This window comes from Psychrobacter sp. S1-30-MNA-CIBAN-0213, assembly GCF_040309845.1.
In the GTDB taxonomy this organism is placed as follows: domain Bacteria; phylum Pseudomonadota; class Gammaproteobacteria; order Pseudomonadales; family Moraxellaceae; genus Psychrobacter.
Window position 1 is genome coordinate 1 of record NZ_JBEOPE010000022.1, and the last position, 11,053, is coordinate 11,053.

General features: G+C 39.5%; 10 protein-coding genes, 1 tRNA gene and 1 pseudogene. 8 read left to right on the plus strand and 4 right to left on the minus strand.

Annotated features, from left to right (window positions below):
* Positions 1–86: 86 nt before the first annotated feature.
* From AAEY87_RS13630 to AAEY87_RS13640, 3 genes and pseudogenes are all read left to right on the plus strand, one after another.
* Positions 87–341, plus strand: coding sequence for a hypothetical protein (locus AAEY87_RS13630; RefSeq protein ID WP_350657555.1), 255 nt, complete (start codon positions 87–89; stop codon positions 339–341).
* Positions 342–555: 214 nt separating this feature from the next.
* Entirely contained in the window at positions 556–1,032 is a 477-nt protein-coding gene (locus AAEY87_RS13635; RefSeq protein ID WP_350657556.1) for an SLATT domain-containing protein, read from the plus strand.
* Between the two features lie 81 nt (positions 1,033–1,113).
* Positions 1,114–1,367, plus strand: a pseudogene (locus tag AAEY87_RS13640) (OsmC family protein); the annotation flags it as partial.
* Positions 1,368–1,585: 218 nt separating this feature from the next.
* Here AAEY87_RS13640 and AAEY87_RS13645 read toward each other — a convergent pair.
* Both AAEY87_RS13645 and AAEY87_RS13650 read right to left on the minus strand, forming a co-directional pair.
* Complete coding sequence (locus AAEY87_RS13645; protein WP_350657557.1) at positions 1,586–2,935, minus strand: DUF1501 domain-containing protein; 1,350 nt, start codon at positions 2,933–2,935, stop codon at positions 1,586–1,588.
* Positions 2,936–3,012: 77 nt separating this feature from the next.
* Positions 3,013–4,515 (minus strand): hypothetical protein, encoded by a 1,503-nt coding sequence (locus AAEY87_RS13650; RefSeq protein ID WP_350657558.1) that lies wholly within the window; start codon positions 4,513–4,515, stop codon positions 3,013–3,015.
* A 249-nt stretch (positions 4,516–4,764) separates the two neighbouring features.
* On the opposite strand from AAEY87_RS13650, the gene AAEY87_RS13655 reads away from it, so the two are divergent.
* The 3 genes from AAEY87_RS13655 to AAEY87_RS13665 all read left to right on the plus strand — a co-directional run bounded on the left by AAEY87_RS13655 (position 4,765) and on the right by AAEY87_RS13665 (position 6,393).
* The gene (locus tag AAEY87_RS13655; RefSeq protein ID WP_350657559.1) at positions 4,765–5,172 is read left to right on the plus strand and encodes an OsmC family protein; all 408 of its coding nucleotides are present in this window, start codon (positions 4,765–4,767) and stop codon (positions 5,170–5,172) included.
* A gap of 23 nt (positions 5,173–5,195) precedes the next feature.
* Positions 5,196–5,660, plus strand: coding sequence for a flavodoxin family protein (locus tag AAEY87_RS13660; protein WP_350657560.1), 465 nt, complete (start codon positions 5,196–5,198; stop codon positions 5,658–5,660).
* A gap of 85 nt (positions 5,661–5,745) precedes the next feature.
* Positions 5,746–6,393, plus strand: coding sequence for a DUF938 domain-containing protein (locus tag AAEY87_RS13665; RefSeq protein ID WP_228138904.1), 648 nt, complete (start codon positions 5,746–5,748; stop codon positions 6,391–6,393).
* 133 nt (positions 6,394–6,526) lie between these two features.
* Here the strand turns inward: AAEY87_RS13665 and AAEY87_RS13670 are convergent, their stop codons facing one another.
* Entirely contained in the window at positions 6,527–7,426 is a 900-nt protein-coding gene (locus AAEY87_RS13670; protein WP_350657561.1) for a dienelactone hydrolase family protein, read from the minus strand.
* A gap of 317 nt (positions 7,427–7,743) precedes the next feature.
* Between AAEY87_RS13670 and AAEY87_RS13675 the strand changes: the two genes are divergently transcribed.
* On the plus strand, positions 7,744–9,831 hold the full coding sequence (locus AAEY87_RS13675; protein ID WP_350657562.1) for a catalase: 2,088 nt from the start codon (positions 7,744–7,746) through the stop codon (positions 9,829–9,831).
* 292 nt (positions 9,832–10,123) lie between these two features.
* Positions 10,124–10,912, plus strand: a complete 789-nt coding sequence (locus tag AAEY87_RS13680) for an MBL fold metallo-hydrolase (protein ID WP_350657564.1) — start codon at positions 10,124–10,126, stop codon at positions 10,910–10,912.
* A gap of 65 nt (positions 10,913–10,977) precedes the next feature.
* Here the strand turns inward: AAEY87_RS13680 and AAEY87_RS13685 are convergent.
* Positions 10,978–11,053 (minus strand) — tRNA-Lys (locus AAEY87_RS13685).

An 11,053-nucleotide genomic window follows, 5' to 3' on the forward strand; every position in this document is an offset into this window, starting at 1 on the left:
TGGATGCAAAATGACTTATCCAAATTGTTTTATGATATTTGTCCAAGGCATAACATTTTTATTTTGAACTGACTATATCAGAATGGATGTGGTTTTCTCGTTTTGGTTCATTAATTACAATTGCAGGTTTATTCCTTTTGAGTTCTCCATCTTTCATAAAAGGTATTTATTTATCTAATGCTTCTGCATTCGATTTTGCTGAGATAGATAGCGATGGAAATACACAAGTCACTAACGAAGATGGTCGGAAAATAGGCAGTCAAATATTTTTAGGGATAGTTATTACAGTACTCGGAACTGTGATTTGGGGATTTGGTGATCTAATTAATAACTTATACTAGCAAGTAGCTCAAACGGATAAAAAATTAGCTGATTTTTTTTCTTACCTCGTTCTTATAGCAAGCCATTTTTAATTGTCTAATAAGACATTAAGCCTATTGGAGGCATCGTGCAAAAAGAAAATCATTATGAGGAACTTTACGACAGGATGATTAAAGCCGCTGCATGCCGTTTTGCTGCGAATGATCGTTTAAGAGCTCATCATAATATTTCTTTATGGACCATAACTTTTTTTCTATGGGGCTAATTGCTATTCCTCTCATAGAAACGTTTGATCTAAAAACTAATTTTTCTTCAAATTATACTAGCTTCATTCAGGTTGTCCTAGCAGTGGTAATTTTAGTTATTTCCATTTTGCTTAATATGGCTAATTTCCCTGTTCGAGCAGAGAAAATGCATCAATGTGGATTACTTGTGAGTACTTTAGCTCGCAAGGTGCATCGTCATATGAATGAAGATTCGAGTTCGATAAAGTATGATGATTTAGTTAAGGATTATGAAAATATACTTCAACGTGTTGAAAATCACTCACGTGTAGATTACCTTTATGCTAAAAATAACTTAACTAGTCATTATAACAACCAATGGTATTTCCCTATCATAGCTAAAACTCAATATTTATTTCAGTTTCTACCATATATTGCATTATTAGGGATTGAGTCTATCTGGTTATTTATGCTAATCGCTAAATAGTTTCAATTCAATTCAATAATAATAACAATAATCATCAAAGTGAAATCTATGACAACCTCAAAAGTAAATTATTAAGGCGACCTGCGCACTACCGCCATTCATCTACAGTCAAACAATCAAATCATCACCGATGCGCCGACGGACAATCATGGGAAGGGCGAAGCGTTTTCTCCTACTGATTTACTAGCAACCAGCTTAGCCAGCTGCATATTGACGATTATTGGAATTAAAGCTCGTGATATGGATATTGATATTGCAGGAACCACTGCTGAAGTTGCCAAGCTCATGACAGAGCTGATCTCAGACGAATCAGTGAATTAGATGTGATCATTACTAAGGCAACTTGTAATGTTTAAAACAAACTTTGCCGTCAGCCTGTTTTAATTAGTTATATCTCACTTTTTTAAAGAGCTTTATGTTTGGTTTAATAGGCGGGATAGAGCTAGCTGAAAACAATAAAGCTTGCCAAAACTGAATTCTGGCAAGCTTTATTGCTGTTAAAATGACCTTCACATATGAGATGCTTCTATATATAAGATACTTTAAAAATCAATTAGCTAGACATAAAGCCTAAATCCCAGTTATTGAACTTGTGTAGGTTAGGCGCTACCATTGTTAGATTGCTATCTGAGACGCCAAACCATTTAGCCAAAGTCGCTGAATACTGATCAATAGATGTCGTAGGTAACCATGCGCCTTCACCGACATCAATGGCTGTATCTAGACCTATCTCTGGTGCTTCACCATAAAAATCTCTACCTTTCACTGCGTCACCCATAATGAAATGGTGACCTCCCCAGCCATGCTCTGATCCGTCACCATGGCTATTAAAAGTTCGACCGAACTCTGACATAGTGAAAGTGGTGACATTCTGAGAAACTCCCAATTCTTCAGTGGCTTCATAAAAACTTCCTAATGCATCGTCAAGTAGACGCATCAACGTACTATGTCGCCCAAGTAGATCATTATGGGTATCGAATCCTTTAAGCTTTACAAAGAATATCTGACGTTTGACACCCAGCGTATCTCGTGCTTTGATAAGTGATGCCACTGTTTTTAGCTGTTGCGCTAATGCATTTTCAGTGGCAAATTCAGTTGAAATAGTTTTTGCATCTTCTATAGCTGATAACATCATTGATTCGTTAGTAGAATCGGCAACTGCATTGTCGTCAGATGAAGTGAATAAATTACTCAGTGCTTCTGAAAAGCTCATTGCATCAGATCCCTGGGATCTTTCTTTATTACTCCCAGTACCTTTGATACCATAAGGGGTAACTTTCAATGGATTGGTATTTTCACCTGTCAGAAATAAAGTATCATTATCGGTACCAACACAAGAAAACGCTCCATGCGAATTTTGTTTTAGTATTGCATCACCAATTTTTCCGCCCCAACCTTCTCTAAAAGAGTCCGAAGCTGTGCTTTGCCAATTTTGCTTTTGAGTAAAGTGAGAAAACAAACCTCTGGGTAACGCTACTGACCGATTTTTATACTGATCTAATGAAGTAGGCTGTACTAAAGACCCTACATTCTGTAAGACTGCCAATTTTCTTAGGTGAAATAAGCTGTTTAAACGCTTGAGATTGGGATTAAAACCCCATTTCAGACCGCCAGCTAGATTAGTTGCAGGTATTAAAGGTAATAAAGTGGATTGATCCAAAGCGATATCTTGACGTATCTTACGGTAAGTTGCATAGTTGGATGTGTCGATGGGAATCAAAGTGTTGGCTTGATCGTTACCTCCGTCTAATAGAACACAGACCAAGGCTTTATAATCTGAGTCTGTCGTTGCCGCTGTTGCTTTGTTCATAGCTGATAAGTTGATAGCCATAGGAGTAACAACACCAGCACCCGCTAAATAGCCTAAACGCTGTAAAAAGGCTCTTCTTGATAATTCATTCATGATAACTTTCCTATAATCTTTATTACTTTATGACTTGTTAAAACATTGACCTGCGATACTACTAAAGAAAGATATCATCAACTAACATTACTATTGCCTAATACATTTTCGACATTGATATTAGTTGAAGAGTTAATATTGAAATTTGTAATTTCATCACCAACTTTAGTATCAATATTTCTGACAACACAATCTTTGCCAAGGGTAATTAGCCAGCTAAAAGCCTTTATAGTATCTAGTGTAATATTCTCAAACGTACAGTCTTCAAGTACCTTCTCATACTCTGATGTCATAATGACGCGGTTATTATATGTACCACCTTCAACATTAATACCTCTAAATACTTTCTGATCAGACTTTGATTTCAGACTGATGTACGGGGCATCTCCATTATGATTACCTTCCTTGATCATAAGACAGTTACGAACAGTAATATCAAAGTAATTGCGATTGTCACGATTGTTATCTTGTACTATGACCCGTCGGCCTCCAGATGAGTCGCTAGCATTGATAAACTCAATGTCTTCATATAGTACATTGCCCCATTGATGAGAAGAGGTAGGTGGTTCAATATCAGCAAGGTATAAACCGCCATAGGTCGGTTCAGAATCACTTCCTCTAGGGTTTGTAGAATAGACATACGCATCTTTTTCGAATCGAACGATGCCGTTCTTAAGTGTTATACCAAGGCCTGATGCGATAGTTAAACAGTTTCTGTTAGATGGACCTATTCTGAAATCACTAGCTTCGAAGTTCATTTCACCGTCGCCACGTATGTATAAGCTATCGTATATCGCTCCTTCAGACGTAAAGTTACTAAACTTACAATTTTTGCCCCATATCCACATGCAATAGATAGAGGTGGCCAGTGGGCTGTTAGTGTCAGCATGCTTTATGGTTTGGCCTCTAAAATGAACGCCAGTAGCTTGAAAGCCATTACCTTCTTCACGGACTTCAAGCACTGCTGATCTAGATTTAGCATAAAAGTAGGTTTCACCCGTACCGAACAGCCGAATATTGGGCACTCTAGGTTCTAGCGCTACCTCATACTTACCATCTGGGAATATAATATTGGCACCTCCGCGCTTAGCTGCATCCTCAAGCGCTTCTTCAGGTGTATTATAATTATTCTTATAATAGATGGTATCTTGATTAGGGTCAGGGTATACGCCTTCAAGATCTTGATAAGGCAGTACTTCGCCACCCTTTATGAACGTACGTTTGTTTTGGTAGGCACGGCCACCATTCATATTGAGGCGCGCATAGTAAGCATTTATAGGGGTAGTAATAGTTATACTTTCCGAATATCTGTCTATTGCGGATACCCGTTTGATAAACCTCTTGTTTCCATCGTAATAGGCAATACTATTAAATGTATCAAGACCTCTGCGTTGTTCGCTAAAGATGGTATATGTAGCATTTGGCTCTACTTTAATAAAGTCAGATACATCATAACTAGAAGTACTAATAATGCTACCATCGCTTTTGATAACCTTACCTTCTGTGACCGTATCTAAATTTAACAAATTCTGGCTAACACTCATAAACATTCCATTCATTAAGATAATTTCGTTTTGCATAAATTCGTTTTACATATGTTGAGGAATTAATGCTTAATTTTGACTGTAGTATCGGGATTGTGAGTATAGACTAGCTTTCTTTCTATAAAACCCATAACAACTAGGAAATTGTAGCAATCAAGTTTTGATAACCATACTTATTTGCATAAGTCTTATACCACTGTAAGATAGTGTAATGAGATCATTCTATATAAGCACTGCCACTAGCAGGTATAACAATTAAGACAAACAACTAGCAAAGAGAACCCTATGACAACCTCAAAAGTAACTTACCAAGGCGATCTACGAACCCAAGCTATTCACTTGCAATCAAATGATGAAATCATAACCGACGCGCCAACTGACAATCAGGGTAAAGGTGAAGCGTTTTCGCCAACGGATCTGCTAGCGACCAGTTTGGCCAGCTGTATGTTGACGATTATTGGTATCAAAGCTCGTGATATGGATATTGATATTGCAGGCACTATTGCCGAAGTTACTAAGGTTATGGCAGCTGACCCAAGACGAGTCAGTGAAGTACATATTGCTATTTATTTTAACCAAGAGTTAGATGATAAAACGCGAAAAATATTCTATAACACTGCGCTAACTTGTCCGGTTGCTAAAAGCATCCATCCTGATATTATTCAGAAAGTGGCTATTAATTCCAAAAACTAGTAACCTCTATAATGGTGATTAATATGACTACCAAAACTTTACTTATCGTTGCGCATGCACCGTCGCCCAATACCAAAAAATTGGCGCAAGCTGCCTACGATGGTGCTAATCATCCTGATATAGATATTAATGTCATCCTAAAATCGCCACAGGATACCCAGCCTGAAGATGTGTTGGCAGCAGATGCATTATTATTAGGAACGACTGAGAATCTAGCTTATATGGCAGGGCTGACCAAAGACTTCTTTGATCGCTGTTATTACCCTGTACTAGAAGAAAAGCAAGGCATGCCATTTGCGTTATATATTCGAGCTGGACAGGATGGTACGGGTACCAAGCTTGCTATGAAGACGATTACCACTGGACTGCGTTGGGAATGGATTCAAGAGGCGCTAATCTTAAAAGGTGATTGGCAAGAAGGCTTCACTGAGCAAGTAGAAGAGCTGGCGATGACGCTTGCAGCTGGAGTAGAAGCGGGTATTTATTAGTTTTAAAGCGTTTAGCTACTATTTGTGAATGTTCAATACGCCCTAATATCGTGATATCAATAGTATAAAAATTAGGATGTTAATAATGAATAATAATATTAATACTGATTCTATGTCTGCTGCTGTACTGCCATTCTCTCGAGCTTGTGAGAATAACAAGCAGCCTATATTAGCTATTTTGCAAAAAGAGTTAAAAGACTCTCTGCATGTGCTAGAGATTGGCTCAGGGACTGGTCAACATAGTATTTATTTTGCCCCAAGATTAGCGCACTTAACATGGCAGACCAGTGATGTTGTCAACAATCATGCAAGTATTAATGCTTGGCACACCGAACATCCTGCGGCTAACTTATATGCACCTCTTGCTTTTAATTTAGCTCATGACTCAGTGCCAGTTAACCATAATATTGATACGCCTTACGATGCAGTATTTACTGCCAACACCCTGCATATCATTGCTTGGTCTTTAGTTGAGCAGTTGTTTGCTTTGGTCGGAGATATACTACCTGTACACGGAAAGCTGATTGTATATGGACCATTCAACGAAAATGGACACTACACCAGTGTCAGTAATCAGCAGTTTGATATCAGCCTACGGCAGCGTGATGCACAGAGCGGCATTCGCAATTTGGAAGACATAACAGATTTAGCAGAACAACATCATTTAACGTTAAGTGAGAAGTATGCGATGCCTGCGAATAATCAGCTATTGGTCTTTCAGAAAACAAGCTAAGACAAGGGTTGTATAGGAAGTTATGTTGCACTTAAAAAGCTGAAAAGGCATCAAGATAAAATCACTTAATTCTATCTTGATACTCTACATATGATAGATATCTTGTTGATTGGACTAACACAATTTATTCTAATTATTTATATTCTTCTGCTAAAAAATCCAAATAACGCTTCCAAGAGCGTTCATCGGCACGTTTATCATATCTATCACTCCCGAATACACTAAAGGCATGTGGCGCACCACTATAAGTTACCATCTCATGTGGTACCTTAGCAGTCTCTAACGTCTTACCCAAAGTGGCAAAGCTCTCAAGGGATACAGATTCATCAGCAGAGCCGTGGAAAACTAAGATTTCTCCAGTGGTATTGTCATAACTTTGACCCGTTGGAATATCAAAAGCACCATGGAATGGTACAAACGCTTTTTGCGGGAAGCCTGAGCGTGCTAGCTCTAAAGCAACCGTACCGCCAAAACAATACCCCATTGTAGTGCCTTTACGCACATCATTACCTTGTAGTCGTCCGGCATTCAGTGCACCTTGTAGCAAGCGGCGCATCTTGCTACGATCGTCATATAATGCTCCGGTTAAGCGTTTGTTTTCTTCAATAGAAGTAGGGTGAATGCCTTGCCCAAACATGTCTGCTGCCAATACGTTATAGCCTTCAGTTGCTAACATATCAGCGCGTTTACGCTCATAGTCTGTCAACCCATCCCAATCATGAATGAGTAAAATAAAAGGCGCATTAGGTTTATCGGCTTTAGCGTAATAACCTTCATATACTTGGTCATCAACCTTATAGGTAACGTTTTTGGTAGTAATGGCTGCAGCTGTTTGGCTAAAAGTGAGCGCCATCAAACCTAATGAAGTTCCCAGCATTAATGAGCGATAAAGGCTCTTAGAAGAAGAGTCAGATGTGGTTGATGATGTTGGTAACGGTGACATAATAGGTAGCCTCATAATTTGATAAGAGAGAGATAAATATGTGGCTAAGAATAATGTCCATTTATTTATCATCGGTGTGTAATCCTTCATAAAATCATACCTTAAAGAAGATCTACATTACAAGAATCGATTTCTAAGACGTAGGCTAAAGAAATAAGGTCTTTCTATTTAAAATGCATAAACTTTAACTAAATATCAACAAGGTTCACTATATACACCACTTAGTTTTTGGGTAATATAACTCGTAAGCTTATTATTTCTTTATCTTTTTAATAATCGGCAGTGCTAAAACACAGACAACTAATAGACATATGAAGTCAAAATTATCTCCAAGGATACTAAACCTGTGTAAGCACTTTATTAATGATCTCAAAAGAGGTCATTTTACTCATTAGCTAGGATATATTATGAATAAGAATCTAGATCATACCGACCCCGCTAAGAATATGAATACTGAACGTGGTACCGGGGCTGAGACTCATCAGCGCGCAGGTGATGACACTAAAGTTTTAACGACCCAGCAGGGCGTCGCTATTTCTGATAACCAAAATTCTCTAAAAGCAGGCGCTCGCGGGCCGACTCTATTAGAAGATTTTGTACTGCGTGAAAAGATTCATCATTTTGACCATGAGCGTATTCCTGAGCGCATTGTTCATGCGCGCGGTAGTGCAGCACACGGCTATTTTGAACTAACAGAGTCATTAGAAGAATATACCACTGCGAAAATCTTAACTGAAACAGGCAAGCAGACGCCATTATTTACACGTTTTTCTACGGTTGCTGGTAATAAGGGTTCAAAAGATACACCACGTGATGTACGTGGTTTTGCAGTGAAGATCTATACCGAAGAAGGTAACTGGGATATCGTTGGTAACAACATGCCAATCTTCTTTATTCAAGATGCGATGAAATTCCCAGACCTAATCCATGCGGTAAAACCAGAGCCTGATCGCGGTTTCCCGCAAGCGGCATCTGCCCATGATACGTTTTGGGACTTTGTGTCGTTAAGTCCTGAGACTATGCATAATCTAATTTGGCTGATGAGTGATCGTGCTTTACCGCGTAGCTTACGCATGATGGAAGGCTTTGGTATTCATAGCTATCGTTTGATTAACAAAGATGGTAAGAGTACCTTTGTGCGTTTTCATTGGAAGCCAGTACTTGGTGTACAGTCGACCACGTGGGATGAAGCAGTGAAAATTTCAGGTGCTGATCCTGATTATCATCGTCGTGATCTGTTTGAATCAATTAATAACGGCGACTATCCTGAGTGGGAGTTTGGTGTACAGCTATTTACCGAAGAAGAAGCCAATGAATTCCCATTTGACCATTTAGATGCTACCAAGCTGATTCCAGAAGAAATGGTGCCAGTTAAGGTAGTGGGTAAAATGGTGCTCAATCGTTATCCGGATAATTTCTTTGCGGAAACAGAGCAAGTCGCATTCTGTCCATCACACTTGCCGCCTGGTATCGATTTTAGTAATGACCCATTATTACAAGGTCGTCTATTTAGTTATTTAGATACCCAGCTCTCACGGTTAGGCTCGCCAAACTTTGCACAAATTCCAATCAATGCGCCAAAATGTCCGTTTGCAAATAATCAGCAAGACGGTCATATGCAAATGCAAGTACCTAAAACTCGCGTCCTTTATGAACCTCAGAGTTTAGATCCAACCAGACCGCGTGAAAGCGTTAAGCGTGGTTTTGAATCATTCCATGAGCAGTTAGATGATGGCGTGAAAGGTCGCGTACGTGCAGAGAGCTTCGCGGATCATTATAGCCAACCACGTATGTTCTACCGTAGTCAAACACCAGCTGAGCAAGCGCATATTGCTTCTGCTTACGCGTTTGAGCTTGGTAAGGTAGATACGGCACATGTACGTACTCGTACGCTTAGTCATCTCATTCACATCGATGAAGACTTAGCAAATCGTGTGGCAAAAGCGCTTGGTATGGAATTGCCAGAACCAGCCGACGCAGCAGCACCAGTACAAGATATGGCGACTTCCGACGCAGTACAAACGATTGGTCTTACTCCTAAGAGTTTAAAAGGACGTTTGATCGGTATCTTGGTCGCTGATGGCTCCAAACATAGTGAAATCCAAAAGTTTGAAGATGCGGCAAAAGAGCAGGGCGCTAGCGTAAAAATCGTTGCGCCCAACAAAGAAGTTGTGTTGGATGACGATACACGCATCCAAGCTGACGAGCGTCTCGCTGGCGGTCCTTCAGTGATGTTTGATGCAGTGGTTAGTATCATTATGCCTGATCAAGCTAAAAAGCTTGCCAAAGACAGCTCAGCATTAGATTGGTTCAACGATGCTTATGGGCATTGCAAAGCGATTGCTTATTGTGGTGCGACCGATGAATTTATCTTAAGTAAGCTACCTATCGAAAAAGATAGCTTTGTCACGCCATTGGCTGAGTTAGATACCTTTATCGAAAATGCCAAATCACGTCTGTGGGAACGTGAACCCAAGGTTCGTGATCTTGCCTAGTTAAATCAGTAAAGGCTAGCTTAGCAAAGATCAATTTTGTTTAAACAACGCTAATTACAATCTCAATTACTAAATGCTTTATCTTAAACTCAGCCTATGTGCTGAGTTTTTGCTTTTCTGATGACAAGTTTATAAGTTTTTTGTTCAAGCGTTATTCAAGATTAACTATTTATAGTCACAAGCGTTCACTCAAAGTCATTTATTTAAAAATGACGAACGCTATACTAAAGATTATTGCTTACACTGAAAGGAAGCCTCACAACAAGAATGATTAACGAGGCAGGGAATATAAATGAGTTTATGTGAAATTGTACGCTTAGATGGATATATTCAAAGTACGTATCTTGCGATATATCCATCTAAAATTATGCTATTAGATGGTGGCTGCCGCCCTGATATAGCGATGGTGTTAGACTATATTAGAGCGACTTTGCAGCGCCCGATAACGGATTTGAAAGTAGTGATAGTCACTCACATGCATCCAGATCATGCCGGCGGGGCACACAAATTCAGAGAAGCGACAGGCTGTGTTATTGTATCTGCGGATAAGAATAGCCAGTGGTATAGCGGTATCGGTGGGCGAACCATGCATTTTGTAGATATGGGTCTGGCTAATTATGTGGCGAGACGTCAAGGGCGCTCACCTAAAAACTTGTATTATCCAGCGCACCTTAAGCCTGATGTTGTCGTTAAAGATGGAGATTGTGTGCCGGGGTTTGATGAATGGCAAGTCCTAGAGACGCCAGGCCATACAGATCGTGATTTATCTTTGTTCCATGTGCCAAGTAGGCAGGTATATACAGCTGATTTGATTATTAAGCTACGTCATAAATTCGTTGCACCTTTTCCCATTTATGATCCTAAAGTTTATATCCAGTCATTACAAAGAATAAAAGATTTAAAGCCATCAATAGTCATGATGGCGCATGGACGTGAGTTAGCTATAGATGAAGCGACTTTTGATATGTTAATAAAGCAAGCGCCTAAGCACCCACGTACGATTAAAGATACTATCAAGCATAAACTGCTGTGGCGAAAAGATGCTGACTTCAGTATTTTTAAAGGTAACCGTAAGAAATAAAGAAAAGCTTCAGACGAAAAAAAGCCCAGTCACTATATCGTATAGTGACTGGGCTTTTAGGAATATGGTGGGCCGTCCGCGATTCGAACGCGGGACCAATTGATTAAAAGTCAACTGCTCTACCAACTGAGCTAACGGCCC